Source organism: Pseudomonas sp. M1, from assembly GCF_022760135.1.
Classification (GTDB): domain Bacteria; phylum Pseudomonadota; class Gammaproteobacteria; order Pseudomonadales; family Pseudomonadaceae; genus Pseudomonas; species Pseudomonas citronellolis.
Genome location: NZ_CP094343.1, coordinates 2131419 through 2147372, shown reverse-complemented (window position 1 = coordinate 2147372; position 15954 = coordinate 2131419). Strand labels below are relative to the sequence as shown.

General features: G+C 67.8%; 13 protein-coding genes. 4 read left to right on the top strand and 9 right to left on the bottom strand.

Annotation, left to right across the window (positions count from 1 at the left end):
- Positions 1-509: 509 nt before the first annotated feature.
- Positions 510-1802 (bottom strand): dicarboxylate/amino acid:cation symporter, encoded by a 1293-nt coding sequence (locus tag PM1_RS09810; RefSeq protein WP_009616960.1) that lies wholly within the window; start codon positions 1800-1802, stop codon positions 510-512.
- A 352-nt stretch (positions 1803-2154) separates the two neighbouring features.
- Between PM1_RS09810 and PM1_RS09805 the strand changes: the two genes are divergently transcribed.
- The gene (locus PM1_RS09805) at positions 2155-3156 is read left to right on the top strand and encodes an AraC family transcriptional regulator (protein WP_009616959.1); all 1002 of its coding nucleotides are present in this window, start codon (positions 2155-2157) and stop codon (positions 3154-3156) included.
- Between the two features lie 969 nt (positions 3157-4125).
- Here the strand turns inward: PM1_RS09805 and PM1_RS09800 are convergent.
- From PM1_RS09800 to PM1_RS09775, 6 genes are all read right to left on the bottom strand, one after another.
- Entirely contained in the window at positions 4126-5229 is a 1104-nt protein-coding gene (locus tag PM1_RS09800; RefSeq protein ID WP_009613826.1) for an IS110 family transposase, read from the bottom strand.
- 107 nt (positions 5230-5336) lie between these two features.
- A complete protein-coding gene (locus tag PM1_RS09795) occupies positions 5337-6680 on the bottom strand; it encodes an ATP-binding protein (protein ID WP_024128601.1) in 1344 nt (447 codons plus the stop codon).
- Complete coding sequence (locus tag PM1_RS09790) at positions 6677-7354, bottom strand: response regulator (protein WP_009621787.1); 678 nt, start codon at positions 7352-7354, stop codon at positions 6677-6679. The genes PM1_RS09795 and PM1_RS09790 overlap by 4 nt, the downstream gene beginning before the upstream one ends.
- Before the next feature lie 50 nt (positions 7355-7404).
- The gene (locus PM1_RS09785) at positions 7405-8010 is read right to left on the bottom strand and encodes a PhoP/Q and low Mg2+ inducible outer membrane protein H1 (RefSeq protein WP_009621785.1); all 606 of its coding nucleotides are present in this window, start codon (positions 8008-8010) and stop codon (positions 7405-7407) included.
- A gap of 348 nt (positions 8011-8358) precedes the next feature.
- Complete coding sequence (locus PM1_RS09780) at positions 8359-9558, bottom strand: lytic murein transglycosylase (protein ID WP_009621783.1); 1200 nt, start codon at positions 9556-9558, stop codon at positions 8359-8361.
- 11 nt (positions 9559-9569) lie between these two features.
- Complete coding sequence (locus PM1_RS09775) at positions 9570-10241, bottom strand: polysaccharide lyase family 7 protein (protein WP_009621781.1); 672 nt, start codon at positions 10239-10241, stop codon at positions 9570-9572.
- A gap of 159 nt (positions 10242-10400) precedes the next feature.
- Between PM1_RS09775 and PM1_RS09770 the strand changes: the two genes are divergently transcribed.
- From PM1_RS09770 to PM1_RS09760, 3 genes are all read left to right on the top strand, one after another.
- Positions 10401-11195: a dienelactone hydrolase family protein gene (locus PM1_RS09770; RefSeq protein ID WP_009621780.1), complete on the top strand. Its 795-nt coding sequence runs from the start codon at positions 10401-10403 to the stop codon at positions 11193-11195.
- Between the two features lie 325 nt (positions 11196-11520).
- Positions 11521-12225 carry a 4'-phosphopantetheinyl transferase family protein gene (locus tag PM1_RS09765; protein ID WP_009621779.1) on the top strand — a complete coding sequence of 235 codons (705 nt, stop codon included), beginning with the start codon at positions 11521-11523 and terminating at the stop codon, positions 12223-12225.
- A 248-nt stretch (positions 12226-12473) separates the two neighbouring features.
- Positions 12474-13835 (top strand): OprD family porin, encoded by a 1362-nt coding sequence (locus PM1_RS09760; protein ID WP_009621778.1) that lies wholly within the window; start codon positions 12474-12476, stop codon positions 13833-13835.
- Positions 13836-14183: 348 nt separating this feature from the next.
- On the opposite strand, the gene modC is transcribed toward PM1_RS09760, so the two are convergent.
- Positions 14184-15272, bottom strand: coding sequence for a molybdenum ABC transporter ATP-binding protein (gene modC / locus PM1_RS09755; protein ID WP_009621777.1), 1089 nt, complete (start codon positions 15270-15272; stop codon positions 14184-14186).
- A 1-nt stretch (position 15273) separates the two neighbouring features.
- Positions 15274-15954, bottom strand: coding sequence for a molybdate ABC transporter permease subunit (modB, locus tag PM1_RS09750; protein WP_009621776.1), 681 nt, complete (start codon positions 15952-15954; stop codon positions 15274-15276).

The following is a 15954-nucleotide window of genomic DNA, read 5'->3' as shown; positions in this document are numbered from 1 at the left end:
TTGTAGGAGCGAGCTTGCTCGCGAACGGGGTTTGCCGGTGGCTGCGGTGCTGGGTAATTAGAGCACCCTCTCCCCAACCCTCTCCCTGAAGGGAGAGGGGGCTGTCCTGAGCGGGCTGCAAGTCAGGCACCATCCTTCCACCCCGTCATTCCCGCGAACGCGGGAGCCCAGAGACTTTGGGGTGACTCCTTTCCCTCTCCCTGAAGGAAGAGGGGCCGTTCGGAGCAGTTGGGCTTTCCAGAGTCAGCCGGCAGCTCCAGAGTTGCCGGCCGACACCAAATCCTTTCTCGGCACGGACAGCTCCCTCTCCCTTCAGGGAGAGGGTTGGGGAGAGGGGACGGAGTCAACCTGAAACACGACAGCCACCGGTAAACCTCGTTCGCGAGCAAGAACTAGGCGTCCCCCTCGCTCCTACAATCCCACCGCCCATAAAAAAGCCCGCTGCGGGGCGGGCTTGAAGGAGGCGCGGCGCTTCACGTCGCCGCGCCCAACCGGAGAACCGGGAGGTATCAGGCGGCCTGGGCCTCCTTGGCTTCCAGCGCCGACGGGCCGGCGGCCAGTTCGCGCTCCAGCTGCGCGGAGTCCAGCTGCTTGCACCACTTGGCGACCACCACGGTGGCCACGCCGTTGCCCACCAGGTTGGTCAGCGCGCGGGCCTCGGACATGAAGCGGTCGATGCCGAGGATCAGCGCCAGGCCGGCGACCGGCAGGTGGCCCACGGCGGACAGGGTGGCGGCCAGGACGATGAAGCCCGAACCGGTGACGCCCGCCGCGCCCTTGGAGGCGATCAGCAGCACCAGCAGCAGGGTCAGCTGGTGGGTGATGTCCATCGGGGTGTCGGTGGCCTGGGCGATGAATACCGCGGCCATGGTCAGGTAGATCGAGGTGCCGTCGAGGTTGAACGAGTAGCCGGTGGGGATCACCAGGCCGACCACGCTCTTGTCGCAGCCCAGCTTCTCCATCTTGGCGATCATGCGCGGCAGCGCCGATTCCGAGGACGAGGTGCCGAGGACGATCAGCAGCTCTTCGCGGATGTACTTGATGAACTTCAGGATGTTGAAGCCGTGGGCGCGGGCGATGCCGCCCAGGACGATGAGCACGAACAGCAGGCAGGTGATGTAGAAGCAGGCCATCAGCTGGCCCAGCTGCACCAGCGAGCCCACGCCGTAGGCGCCGATGGTGAAGGCCATGGCGCCGAAGGCACCGATGGGAGCGACCTTCATGATCACGTTGATGATGTTGAACATCACCTGGGTGAAGCGCTCGATGAACTGGAAGATCGGCTGGCCGTAGCTGCCCAGGCGGTGCAGCGCGTAGCCGAACAGCACGGAGAAGAACAACACCTGCAGGATGTCACCGTTGGCGAAGGCGCCGACTACGGTGTTGGGGATGATGTTCATCAGGAAGTCGACGGTGCTCTGCTTCGCGCCGGCGGCCGCGTAGGCGGCGATCTTGCTGGTATCCAGGCTGGCCGGGTCGACGTGCATGCCGGCGCCGGGCTGGACCACGTTGACCACCACCAGGCCGATGATCAGCGCGATGGTCGAGACGATCTCGAAGTACAGCAGGGCCATGCCGCCGGTCTTGCCTACAGCCTTCATGCTCTGCATGCCGGCGATGCCGGTGACCACGGTGCAGAAGATGATCGGCGCGATGGCCATCTTGATCAGTTTGACGAAGCCGTCGCCCAGGGGCTTCATCAGCACGGCGGTCTGCGGATAGTAGTGGCCCAGGGCGATGCCGATGGCGATGGCGATCAGCACCTGCACGTACAGGCTCTTGTAGAAGGGTTGCTTGGTCATTGCGGCAGGGTCCTCTTGAGCTGGCGGCCCGCCTTCCTGGCGGCGGCGCGTTGCCCGAAGCGTTATCTCCCTTCAGTGGGAGAATTTGTTTTCGTCCTGCCCGTCGGCAGGCCTTGAACCCTATTGGCAAGCCCTGTGCCAAATCGCCATTCTTTAATTTTCACTTTAATTTCAACAACTTAATAAATAACTAAAGCAACATGCGGGCCGATCGATGGCGGAAACCCGCCAAGCCCGCGGCGGGTTTCCCGCCACTTGGCGGGTATCCGCCAGGGCCCCGGGTGCCTTAGATTTGCCCCACGGCCGCCGCGAACCGGCGCCCGGCACACACGCAGCAGAACAAGGAAAACCCATGCGTGAACGCACCATCGCCAGCCATTTCGTCCGCGCCGCCCTGCGCGGCGCCCGCCAGCAGGGCCACGACCCCCTGCCCCTGCTGCGCGCCGCCGGCATTCAGCCGGCCTTGCTCGAAGAGCCGCGGGCGCGGGTCTCGCCGGAGCAGTTCGGCCGGCTGATCCAACTGGTCTGGGAAGACCTTGACGACGAGTACATGGGCTTCGGCGAGGTGCGCAGCAAGCGCGGCACCTTCGCCATGATGTGCCACGCCATCATCCAGTGCCGCACCCTGGAGAAGGCCCTGGGCCGCGGCGCACTCTTCTACGACCTGTTCCCCGCCGCGCCGCGCATCGAGCTGCGCCGCGACGGCGAGCGCGCCGAACTGGTCATCGACCACAGCGCGCTGCAGGACCCGGAACACTTCCTCACCGAGAGCCTGCTGGTGATCTGGCATCGCCTGGGCAGTTGGCTGATCGGCCAGCGCATCCGCCTGGACGAAGCCCGCTTCGCCTATCCCGAGCCGGCCCACGCCGCCGAGTACGACCTGCTGTTCCCCTGCCCGCGGCGCTTCGCCGCCGACAGCACCGGGCTGAGCTTCCACGCGCGCTACCTGGACATGCCCCTGCTGCAGGACGAGCGCAGCCTCAAGCACTTCCTCAAGGACTCCCCGGCCGACCTGCTGGCTCGCCCGGACGGCGGCGACAGCCTGACCAGCCAGATCCGCCGCCTGCTCGGCCGCGACTGCCGGCGCTGGCCGGACCTGGAAAGCGTGGCGCAGCAGTTGCACATGAGCCCGCAGACGCTGCGCCGCCACCTGCGCGAGGAAGGTCCGAACTTCCAGGAACTCAAGGACCAGCTGCGCCGCGACCTGGCCATCTACCACCTGGGCCGCGACGAACTGTCGATCCAGGACATCGCCGACCAGCTCGGCTTCTCCGAGCCCTCGGCGTTCCACCGCGCGTTCAAGAAATGGACCGGGCTGACGCCGGGGGCATACCGGGCGCGGCAGGGGGAGTGACGGGCTTTGCGGGCGATGGGTATCGCTGCGCTCAACGCCATCCTACGACAGCGTTTTTCCTACCCCCGTAGGAGCGGACCTTGTCCGCGATAGCCGGAGGTATCGGCGCGGATCGCGGATGAGATCCGCTCCTACGCGGCCCCACCCACGCCACTCCATGTAGGAGCGCGCCCTGCGCGCGATTTCGCGGGCAGGGCCCGCTCCTACAGGTTGCCGGGAAACACGGTATTCCTCCCCGTAGCGGACCTTGTCCGCGATGGCCGGACGCCCCGGCGCGATTCGCGGATAAGATCCGCTCCTACGCGGCCCCACCCACGTCATTCCATGTAGGAGCGCGCCCTGCGCGCGATTTCGCGGGCAGGGCCCGCTCCTACAGGTTGCCGGGAAACACGGTATGCCTCCCCCCGTAGGAGCGGACCTTGTCCGCGATAGCCGGAGGTCCAGGCGCGGTTCGCGGATAAGATCCGCTCCTACGCGGCCCCACCCATGCCATTCCCCTGTAGGAGCGCGCCCTGCGCGCGATTTCGCGGGCAGGGCCCGCCTACAGGTTGCCGGGAAACACGGTATGCCTCCCCCCGTAGGAGCGGACCTTGTCCGCGATAGCCGGACATCCAGGCGCGATTCGCGGATAAGATCCGCTCCTACGCGGCCCCACCTACGCCATTCCCATGTAGGAGCGCGCCCTGCGCGCGATTTCGCGGGCAGGGCCCGCTCCTATGTATGGACTCACCCCCACCGTCAACCCGCTTTTGAACATGAAAACCCGACTGCATCTATGTATTAGGCCTGTTCGAGGAAGCCACGTCGGGCTTCTGGCCAACATTGGGTAAGCCCGCGGAATGCCGATTACAAAGAGGCCTCGAAGGCCGGTAGGAGCGTAGGCATCGATCCGCGACGGTCTGACCAGGGGTCAATGTTCTTCAGCAAGGGTTGGAGCGACTTGGCGCCCCGTTGGCGGGAACTCGTTGATCAGTGGCTCATTTCCATCTCCCGGCAAGCATTCGGCTTGCGCTGGTAGGTCTGTTCGCTGCACAGCAGCACCCAGGCGATACGCAGGTTGCGGTTGGCCAGTCGCACTGCCGCGCCCTTGCGCCCCAGGCGTTGTAGCCAGCGCTGCAGGCGCCGATCGTCCGGGTGTTCGGAATCGGGCCGCAGTTGCTTCAACACCGCATGCGAGCCTACGACCATCAGGCTGCGCACATAGGCGTCGCCACGTTTGGTCATCTTGCCCAGCCTTACCTTCTGCCCGCTGCTGTGCTGGTCGGGCACGATGCCGAAGTAGGCAGCGAACTGACGCGCATTGGCGAAACGTTCCGGCTCGACCTGTTTGGCCAGCAAGGCCGTAGCCGTGATCGGACCGATACCGCGTACCGTCATCAGCCGTTTGGCTGTCGGGTCGGCGGCGGCACAGGCTTCCAGACGCCCGGTCAGCGCGGCGATACGCTCGCCCAGCCGTTTCCATTCGTTCAGCATCTCGTCGATCAGCTCGCGCAGCAGCGCCGGCAACGGCTGGCTGGCGTCTTCCAGCACCCGGGTGACACCTTGCTTCAAGCCCACATCCCCCTGCGCCAGGGCGATACCCTGCTCCAGCAGCAGCCCGCGGATCTGATTACCCATGGCGGTGCGCCGCCGCACATAGCCCCGCCGAACCCGGTGCCAGGCCTGCATCGCCAGTGCCGCGACGCTCTTCACCGGCACCGACGCGATACTGCTATCCCGGCCCGCCCGCAGAATGGCGTGGGCATCATTGCGATCATTCTTCGCTCCGCTCCGGTGCTCGGCCACCCGCTGGGCCGGCAGGATACGCACCGGGTTGCCCTGCGCCTGCAGCAGCCGGGCCCAGGCTTGTGCTCCAGGGCCGGTTTCCATCAGCACCGTCACGCCCTCCGGCAGCTTCTGCAGAAACACCTGAAACGCTTCACGCGACTTGATTCGCTGTTCGTACGCCAGTTGACCCTGGGCGTCTTCCCCCGCCACCTGAAAGACCTTTTTCGCCAGATCCACGGCGACTGTCATGCACACCGATACATCGGTTGCAGACACCGGCTTATTCATCGTCGTATGCTTTTTCATGGACTCACCCTCACTGTCGGTGGCTTCTTAGACCGCCACCGTGGCGCCTCGACGCCTCGGTGAGGGTGAGTCCATCCAATTACAGGTTGCCGGGAAACACGGTATTCCTACCCCGGCAAACGGATGCGGAAGCAGGCGCCGCCCAGTTCGGAGTCGTCCAGCGCCAGGCTGCCGCCGTAGCTGTCGAGGATGTCCATCACCACCGCCGTGCCTATGCCCTGCCCCGGGTGCTGGGTGTCCAGCCGCTCGCCGCGCTGGAGGATGCGCTGGCGCTGGTCCGGGGGGATGCCCGGGCCGTCGTCTTCCACCCGCAGTTCGTAGCCGCCGTCCTGCTGGCGGGCGCTGATGCGCACGCGGGCCAGGCACAGGCGGTAGGCGTTCTCCAGCAGGTTGCCGAGCAGTTCCAGCAGCGCGCCCTGCTCCAGCGGCAGGCTCAGGTGCTCGGGGAAGTCGCGTTCGAGGATCACCCGCTTGTCGCGGTAGACCTTGTCCAGCGCGCCGGCCAGGGTGTCCAGCAGCGGGCCGAGCTGCACGCGGTGGCGCACCAGGCCGCTCTTGCGCAGGCTGGCGCGCTGCAACTGGTAGCCGATCTGCTGGCTCATGCGCTCGATCTGGCTCTGCAGCACCTGCACCTGCTCGCGGTTGCGCGGCTCGTCGGCGAGGTTTTCGCTCACCCCCTGCAGCACCGCCAGCGGCGTCTTCAGGCTGTGCGCGAGGTCCGCCAGGGAGTTGCGGTAGCGCTCGCGCTGGCTGCGCTCGCCGTCCAGCAGGCGGTTCAGCGAGTCGGTCAGGCGCAGCATCTCGCTGGGGTGTTCGTCGCTCAGGCGTTCGCGCTCGCCAGCCTCGATCTGGTCCAGCTCCTCGCGTATTCCGCGCATGGAGCGGAAGCCCCAGCCCAGGCCCAGCCAGAGCAGCCCGAGCAACAACAGCAGCGCGCCGCCGAGCCAGATGTACAACTGCTCGCGGAAGCCGTGCACCAACTCGCGGAAGGCGCTCACCGGTTGCATGGTGACGATGCTGTAGGCGGCCTGCTTGCCGCCCACCAGGTCGATCTCCACGTCGTAGACGAAGAATTCGTTGCCGTGGTCGTCGCGGGCGCGGGTGAACACGTCGGGCTCGCCGTCGTAGAGCGGCACGTACTGCACGCTCTCGTCCTGGGTCGAGGTGGAGCGCCAGACCATCCGCCCCTCGCGGTCGTAGATGTAGCCCAGCAGCTTGGACTCCGGCAGGTTGAAGTCCTCCACCGCCAGGTGCTCGGGCATGCTCAGGCGGTCGCCGTCGATGCGCGCGGACGACACCAGGGTGGCGACGTCCGAGGCCAGGCGCTGCTGGATGGCGTTCACCAGGGCGATGCTGAACGCCCGCTGCAACGCCGGCAGCAGGGCCAGCATGAAGAGGATAGCCAGGGCCGCGGCCCCGAGCATCAGGCGCAGGCGCAGCGAGCGCATCAGCGGCAACGCTCGGTGAACAGGTAGCCCTGGCCGCGCACGGTGTCGATCGGGCGGAAGCCCTCGTGCGACTCCAGCTTGCGCCGCAGGCGGCCGACCAGCACCTCGATGACGTTGGGGTCGCGCTCGTCGTCGTCCGGGTAGAGCTGCTCGATCAGCCGCTCCTTGCTCACCACCTGCTGGTGGTGGCGCATGAGGTATTCGAGGATGCGGTACTCGAAGGCGGTCAGGCCCAGGGTCTCGCCGGCCACCGTGGCCTGCTTGCGGTTCAGGTCGAGCAGCAGCGGGCCGGCCTCGATGGTGGCCTGGACGAAGCCGCTGGAACGGCGCAGCAGGGCGTTCAGGCGCGCCTCCAGCTCCTCGAACTGGAACGGCTTGACCACGTAGTCGTCGGCGCCGGCTGCCAGGCCTTCGACCTTGTCCTGCCAGTTGCCACGGGCGGTGAGGATGAGGATCGGGAAGGCCTTGCCCTGGCTGCGGAACTCACGGATCAGGTCCAGGCCGCTCATGCCCGGCAGGCCGAGGTCGATGATCGCCAGGTCGTGATGGTATTCGTGGGCCCGGTACAGGGCCTCTTCGGCGTTGCCCACGGCGTCGACCACGTGGCCCTGTTCGCCGAGGCGGGTGTACAGGTGATGACGCAACAGCGCCTCGTCCTCCACCACCAGTAGTTTCATGGGACTTCCTCCTTATGCGGGGCCGGGCCGCGAGCCCGGCCCCCTGCCAGTCAGAACCGGTAGTTGGCGCCCAGGTAGAGCTGCGCGCTGCTGTGCAGGTCCAGCGAGCCGACCTTGTCGCCGCCGTGCGGGCTCATTTCCGTGCTGGCGTTGGTACGCAGGTAACGATAGCCGCCTTCCAGCGAGGCGTTCCGGCCGATGTCCTGGAGGATACCGGCCTGGGCGCCGATGGCGTAGCCGATGTCGCTGTCACGGCTGTAGCCGCGGGAGTCCTGTTCCAGCTTGGTCAGGCCCAGGGTGCCGCCGCCGAACAGCTTGGTGCCCTGGTCGTTGAGCGGCAGGAAGGCGTCGTAGCTGCCGAGCAGGTTCTGCTGGCGCAGCTTCAGGCCGCGGTAGGTGTCGGAGGTGTTCTCGTAGGTGGCGTAGTAGCGGCCGGTGTCGTTCTGCTGGCCGGCGCGCACGCCCCAGGTGCTGCTGTTGTTGATCACGCTGTCGAGTTTCGGGTCGTTGAGATTGCGGTTCAGCGCGTGGGATTTCTGGATGTTGTTGCTGGTTTCGCCCCAGGTCAGGCCGGCGAAGTTTTCCGAGGCCTGGGAGACGCCGACCGAGGCGCCGAGGATGGCGGTGGCGAGGGTGAGCTTCTGCAGCAGGTTCATGGCGTTTCTCCGTCAAGGATGTGGGTAAGGGGTTGACGGAGTGCAGGTTAAGGGGCGGCCACTGAACGCTACCTGACGCGCCGCTGAACCTGGCCTGAACGGAAGGCTCGCGGTGCCTTGGCCCCGTGGGATGGGTTGAGCCTTGCGAACCCCTATGGCCGCGATGATGGGTATCGCTTCGCTCAACACCATCCTACGGCGACACGGGGCAACCCGTAGGGCGCATAACGCCTACGGCGTTATCCGCCGTTTGACCTTGGTTCCCGGCGGCTCCGGGGTTGACCTGGGGCGTTGGCCATGGCCTCGGTGTATCGGCGGATAACCGCGAAGGGTTATTCGCCCTACGGTTCAATGCGCGGCTTGCAGGGCCTTGAGGATCTTCTGCCCGGCGCGGCCATCGGCCGGTTGCAAACCCAGGCGCTGCTGCTCGGCCTGGATGGCGCGGCGGGTGTTGTCGCCGATCAGCCCGTCCGGCTCGCCGATGGCGTGGCCGCGGGCCAGTAGCAGTCGCTGCAACTCCTTGCGCTGGGCGCGGCTCAGGCCGGGGTCGTCGGTGGGCCAGGGGGTGCGCAGGCCCGGCTCGCCGCGCAGGCGGTCGGACAGCAGGGCGATGGCCAGGGCGTAGCTTTCCGCCGCGTTGTACGAGTAGATGGCGTCGTAGTTGCGCAGCACCAGGAAGGCCGGGCCGGCCTTGCCGGTGGGCAGCAGAATGGCGGCGCGGGCGTCGCCGGCCGGCAGCGGCCCGCCGTCGATGCGCTTCACGCCCAGGGCCTGCCAGTCCGCCACCGTGCGCCGCTTGGTGCGCCCGGCCTGGGACTCGGCGAAGTTCGCCGGCAGCTTCACCTCGTAGCCCCAGGCCGCGCCCGGCACCCAGCCGGCCTTGCGCAGGTAGTTGGCGGTGGAGGCCAGGGCATCGGGCACGCTGCCCACCAGGTCGCGGTGGCCGTCGCCGTCGAAGTCCTCGGCGATGCGCGCGTAGGTGCTGGGCATGAACTGCGTCTGGCCGAAGGCGCCGGCCCAGGAGCCGGTGATGCCGGCATCGCGCAGGTCGCCCTGTTGCAGCAGCTTGAGGGTGGCGAAGAACTCGCCCTGGAAGAACGCCTGGCGCCGCCCGTAGCACGACAGCGTGCCCAGCGAGACCAGCAGCGGGCGCTTACCGGTGATGCGGCCGAAGTCACTCTCCACACCCCACACCGCCGCCACCGTGTACTTGTCCACCCGATACTGGCGGGCGACACGCTCGAACAGCTCGGCGTGCTGCGCCAGCATGGCCTTGCCGTCGGCGACGCGCTGTTCGTCCACCAGCCCGGCCAGGTAGTCCCACAGCGGGGTGACGAATTCCGGCTGGGCATTGAGCAGGTCGAGCACGCTGAGGTCGGCCGCAAGGCCGCCGGTGTAGCGCTGGTAGGCCGCGGCGCTCACGCCCTTGGCGGCGGCCTGCGGTTGCAGGCGCGCAAGGCAGGCGGAGAACTCGTCGGCCACGGCGCCCGGGGCCTGGGACAGGCCGGCGGCGAGCAGCAGAGCCTGGAGGATTCGGGAAGGCAGCATGGGGCAGTTCCTCAACGGTGCATGATCGACAGGGCGCTGAAGGTCGCCCGCCCGCCTTCGCTGGCGGGGCCGCGATTATCCTGCAGGTACAGCCCCGCCTTGAAGTACAGGCCCTGGCGCGCCCACTGCGGGTCGAGCTGGCGGACCAGGCGCTGGTCGTTGACCTCGATGCTCAGCACGCCCGTGCGCGACACGCCGATGCGGTAGTCGAACTCCCGCCCCAGGGGGATGCCGTCCAGCACCGTGTAGGTGATGGCGGTGGCGTCGCCCGGGCGCTCGCGGATCTGCGCCAGAACCCGGCCCTGGTCCAGGCGCAGCTGGTAGACCAGCTTCAGCAGCGGCGCGGCATCGCCGCTGCCGGCGCCGTCGCTGTGGATCTGGCCGATCACCATGCGCCGCATGGAGGGCACCGCGTCCACGTGCAGGGTGGCGCGCAGCAGGCTGTCGACGTTGGGATAGCGCCAGGTGTAGGGCGAGCCGTCGCTGCGCGTCTCGCGCAGTTCGGTGCGCGGGAACTCGCTGTTGCGCGTGTGGCTGCCGTTCACCGGCACCCAGAACTCCACGCCGTCGGCGCTGCGGTGGAAATACGGGCTCTGGTAGTCGCGCTGCAGCGCCGGGGTGGAAATGGTCCTGGCCGGGCGGCCTTCGGGAAGGGTGAGGTTCCAGGTACTGAGGTCGAACATCCGTTGTGGGTCCCGCACGGCTGACTGGCCCGGCAAGGGTAGCCGATGGCGCCGCGGCTTTCACGCCATGCCGCGGGCTTGAGCGGTTGCGCCGGCAAAATCCGACCTCCGCCGCACAACCGGCTATCTTTTTCAGTCCACCCTCTGGAGAAAACGCCCATGCGCCTGCTCGCCACCCTGCTGCTGCTCGGCCTGGGCTTCGCCGCCCAGGCGGAGGTCAAGACCCAGGAAATCCCCTACCAGGCCACCGACGGCACCAAGCTGGTCGGCTACTTCGCCTACGACGACGCCCAGGCCGGTATCCGCCCGGGGATCATCGTGGTCCACGAATGGTGGGGCCTGAACGACTACGCCAAGCGCCGCGCCCGCGACCTCGCCGCGCAGGGCTACGCGGCGCTGTCCATCGACATGTACGGCGAGGGCAAGGTGGCCGAGCACCCCGAGCAGGCCCAGGCCTTCATGCAGGAGGCATTGAAGAATGCCGACGCCGCCAAGGCGCGCTTCCAGGCCGGCCTGGACCTGCTGAAGAAACAGCCGCAGACCGACCCGACCAAGATCGCCGCCATCGGCTACTGCTTCGGCGGCAAGGTGGTGCTGGACATGGCCCGCCAGGGCCTGCCGCTGCTGGGCGTGGCCAGCTTCCACGGGGTGCTGGCCACCGCCACCCCGGCGCAGCCGGGCGCGGTCAGCGCCAAGGTGCTGGTGGAGCACGGCGGCGGCGACACCCTGGTGCCGGCCGACAGCGTGGCCGCCTTCAAGCAGGAGATGGACGCCGCCAAGGTGGACTACAGGTTCGTCGTCCAGCCCAACGCCAAGCACAGCTTCACCAACCCCGACGCCGACAAGCACAAAGGCCACGGCCTGGACGTGGGCTACGACAAGGCCGCCGACCAGAAGTCCTGGGCCGACCTGCAGGCCTTCCTCAAGGACATCTTCCAGCAGAAGGCCGACTGAAGGGCGATGGGTATCGCTTCGCTCAACCCATCCTACGGGGGTGTTGGCGCTTGGCCGGGCAAAAAAAAACGGAAGCCCGAAAAGGGGCTCCCGCCACGATCTGTGAAAAAGCCGGAGCACACGGCTCCGACAACAACCTCACCTGCGTTCCGGCAAAGGAACGCGAGGCGCAGTGTGGCAAATTCCCCCGCCGCCGATCCGTAGCGCTTCGGTAAGCCTTTGCAAGTGAATGTAAACGCTGCGTGACCGCCCGGACGCGACTGGACGGTCACTCGCCACGCGAATCCACTGGCACCGCGTCCGGCGGCCGGGCAGAATCCCCGCCATGCCCGACACCGACGACTTCCTCACCCCGCCCCAGGCGCACTGGCCGCTGCCCCAGGCGCTGCCCGGCGCCCTGCTCCACAGCTGCCGCTTCCAGCCGCAGAAGCTCGACGCCCAGGCCTTCGGCCGCCACGGCGTGGACCTGCCGCCGAACATCGGCCGCGCGGTGGCCAAGCGCCGCGCCGAATTCCTCGCCGGGCGCCTGTGCGCCCGCGCCGGCATCCAGCGCCTGACCGGCCTGCCGCAGGCGCCGGGCCTGGCGCCGGACCGCGCGCCGATCTGGCCGGGCGGGCTGGTCGGCTCCATCACCCATGGCAACGACTGGGCCGCCGCCGTGGTGGCCCGCCGCGACGCCTGGCGCAGCCTCGGCCTGGACGTCGAGACGCTGCTGGACGATGCCCGCGCCAGCCGCCTGCTGGAGGAAATCCTCACCCCCGCCGAGCGCGAACGTCTGGCGCCGGAGCAGGTCGGCCTGGGCGTGACCCTGACCTTCTCGCTCAAGGAAAGCCTGTTCAAGGCCCTCTACCCCCTGGTGGGCCGGCGCTTCTACTTCGAGGATGCCGAACTGCTGGCCTGGGACGCCGAAGGCCGCGCGCGCCTGCGCCTGCTCTGCGACCTGTCCGCGGAATGGCACCACGGCCGCGAGCTGGAGGCGCAGTACGCGCTGTTCGACGGGCGCCTGCTGAGCCTGGTGGCGGTCGCCTAGCGCTCCGCCGCCAAGGTGCGGCATCGCGGCCATTGACTGGAAAGTCAGAATTTGGCCTCATGCACCGCGTCCAGCGACCGACCCTAGCCGTTGCCTGACCGCGTCATCGTCACGGCAATCACGTCTTGCGCCTATCGCTATATACAAAAACATATAGCGATGGACGCCAGCCGCGGCTACCCTGGCCGGCGCGGACGGCGCCACCCCGGCCACATACATAGAAAAAGAACGGACCAAGGAGCATGACAATGAAGCGATCCACCCTCGCCCTGGCGATCGCCACGGGCATCCTCGCCCAGCAGGCCAGCGCCGGCGGGTTCATCGAGGACAGCAAGGCCAGCCTCGGCCTGCGCAACTTCTACATCAACACCGACAACCGCAACGGCCCCACCTCGCCGAGCAAGCAGGAGGAATGGGGCCAGGGCTTCATGCTCAACTACGCCTCCGGCTTCACCGAGGGCACCGTCGGCTTCGGCGTCGACGCCCTGGGCCTGCTCGGCCTGCGCCTGGACGGCGGCGGCAAGTCCGGCAAGAGCGGCATCGACCGCCAGCCCGGCACCATCTTCCCGCTGGAGAGCGACGGCAGCGCGGTGGACGAGTTCAGCAGCCTGGGCCTTACCGCCAAGGCCAAGGTGTCGAAGACCGAGTTCCGCTACGGCACCCTGCAGCCCAAGCTGCCGGTGGTGGTCTACAACGACGCGCGCCTGCTGCCGATGACCTACGAGGGCGGCCAGGTCACCTCCAACGAGTTCAAGGACCTGACGCTGATCGGCGGCCAGCTGACCCATACCAAGGGCCGCAACTCCACCGACTGGCGCAGCATGTCCATCGCCGGCGCCAACGGCAGCAGCGCCAGCTCCCGCGACAGCAACAAGTTCTACTTCGCCGGCGGCGACTACAAGGCCACCAAGGACCTGACGCTGCAGTACTACTACGGCCAGCTGACCGACTTCTACCAGCAGCACTTCCTCGGTCTGACGCACAACTGGGCGGTCGGCCCGGGCACCCTGAAGACCGACCTGCGGGTGTTCATCAGCGATTCCGACGGCAAGAACGGCAGCGCCTCCGGCCGCGCCGACGGCTACGTCAGCAGCGGCTACTACGGCAACAACGCGACCAAGGGCGAGGTGGACAACAACGTCTACAGCGGCCTGCTCACCTACAGCCTCGCCGGCCACAGCATCGGCGCCGGCTACCAGGTGCTCACCGGCGACAGCGACTTCCCCTACCTGAACCGCGGCGACGGCGAAGGCACCAGCACCTACCTGCACACCGACGCCCAGCTGCTGAAGTTCAACCACGCCGGCGAGCGCACCTGGATCGGCCGCTACGCCTACGACTTCGCCAAGCTCGGCGTGCCCGGCCTGACCTTCAGCGTGCTCTACCTCAACGCCGACGACATCAAGACCGGCCGCGGCGACCAGGGCGAATGGGAACGCGACATCGCGGTGGGCTACGTGGTACCCGAAGGCACCTTCAAGGGCCTGGGCCTGGCCTGGAAGAACGCCACCATGCGCAGCGGCCTGCCGGTCAGCGGCTCGGGCACGGCGACGCAGCGGGACCAGGATGAGAACCGGTTGATCGTGAGCTATACGTTGCCGTTGTTCTAGGTCTTGGGTCTGGAGGGGGTGTTGGTGATGAGGGTCAAGAGCCCAGAGCCAAGAGCCCCTCTCCCTAACCCTCTCCCTGAAGGGAGAGGGGACTGTCCTCTGCCAAGAGGTAGTCCGCAGTAGTCCTGATGCATCCGGCTGAAGGCTGACTCCCAATTCGCACCGAACGGCCCCCTCTCCCTTCAGGGAGAGGGCTGGGGAGAGGGAGCGGAGCCAACCCAAGGCACGAAAGCCACCGGGCCGTGCCAGGATGCTCTTCGTAGGAGCGAGCTTGCTCGCGAACCGCATGGCACCGTATTTGTTCGCGAGCAAGCTCGCTCCTACGAGAAGCCATACAGCCATCCGCCCTCAGGCCAACACCGCCACCGACTTCACCTGCGCCCACACCCCCTGCCCCACCCGCAACCCCAGTTGCTCGCAGGAATACCGGGTAATCCGCGCCAACAACGGATTCCCCCCCACATCCAGCCGCACCAGCAGATGCGCCGGCGTATCCGTGGGAGCCAGCTCGGTCACCGTAGCCGGCAGCAGGTTGAGGATGCTGCTGCGCTGCGGGCGCTGCAGAGTCAGGCTTACGTCGCGGGCCTGCACCTTGATGCGCAGCGCCTTGCCCGCCGGCAGCGGGCCGTGGGCCAGGCGGATGCGTTCGCCGCAGTTGGGCAGGCCGAGGTCGAGCAGGCCGTATTCGGCGTCGTGGCCCAGCACCTGGCCGTCGATCACCACGCCGGCGTCTTCCAGCAGCGAGGTGGGCAGGTCGGTGCGCGCCAGGGTCTCGCCCACCGCGCCGCTGGCCAGGGCGCGGCCGGCTTCCAGCAGCACCAGGTGGTCGGCCAGGCGCGCCACTTCGTCCGGCGAGTGGCTGACGTAGAGGATGGGAATGTCCAGCTCGTCGTGCAGGCGCTCCAGGTAGGGCAGGATTTCCGCCTTGCGCTTGAGGTCCAGGGCCGCCAGCGGCTCGTCCATCAGCAGCAGGCGCGGGCTGGTCAGCAGGGCGCGGGCGATGCCCACCCGCTGGCGCTCGCCGCCGGACAGGTGGCGCGGCATGCGTTCGAGCAGGTGGCCGATGCCCAGCAGCTCGCAGGCCTGGTCCATGGCCACGCGGTGCTCGCGCGCCGGCACGCGTCTCATGCCGTAGCGCAGGTTGCGCCTCACCGACAGGTGCTCGAACAGGTTGGCGTCCTGGAACACGTAGCCGATGGCGCGCTTGTACGGCGCCAGGAACAGGCCCTGGGCGCTGTCCTGCCAGGTTTCGCCATTGACCACCAGGCGCGCCTCGCGCGGCCTTTCCAGGCCGGCCACGCAGCGCAGCACGGTGGTCTTGCCGGAGCCGGAATGGCCGAACAGCGCGGTCACCCCGCGGCCCGGCAGGCGCAGGTCGACGTCCAGGGTGAAGCTGCGGTATTCGAGCAGGAAGCGCGCTTGGATGTCTGCCGGCATCTCAGTTCCAGGCCGAGTGGCTGCGACGCGTGGAGTACAGCGCCAGCAGCACGAAGAAGGAGAACACCACCATGCCGCCGGCCAGCCAGTGCGCCTGGGCGTACTCCATGGCCTCGACGTGGTCGAAGATCTGCACCGAGACCACGCGGGTCTGGCCGGGGATGTTGCCGCCGATCATCAGCACCACGCCGAACTCGCCCACGGTATGGGCGAAACCGAGGATGGCGGCGGTGACGAAGCCCGGCCGCGCCAGCGGCAGGACCACGCTGAAGAAAGTGTCCAGGGGCCCGGCGCGCAAGGTCGCCGCGGCCTCCAGCGGGCGCGTGCCGATGGCCTCGAAGGCGTTCTGCAACGGCTGCACCACGAAGGGCAGCGAGTAGATCACCGAACCCACCACCAGCCCGGCGAAGCTGAACGGCAGGCGCTGCCAGCCGAGGGCGTCGGTGAGCTGGCCCACCGGGCCGTTGGGGCCCAGCGTGACCAGCAGGTAGAAGCCGATGACCGTCGGCGGCAGCACCAGTGGCAAGGCCACCAGCGCACCCAGCGGGCCCTTGAGCCACGAACGGGTGCGCGCCAGCCACCAGGCGATGGGGGTGCCCAGCAGCAACAGGATCAGGGTGCTGACGGTGGCCAGCTCCAAGGTGAGCCGGATCGCCATGAGGTCCGCCGCGGTCAGGTGCAT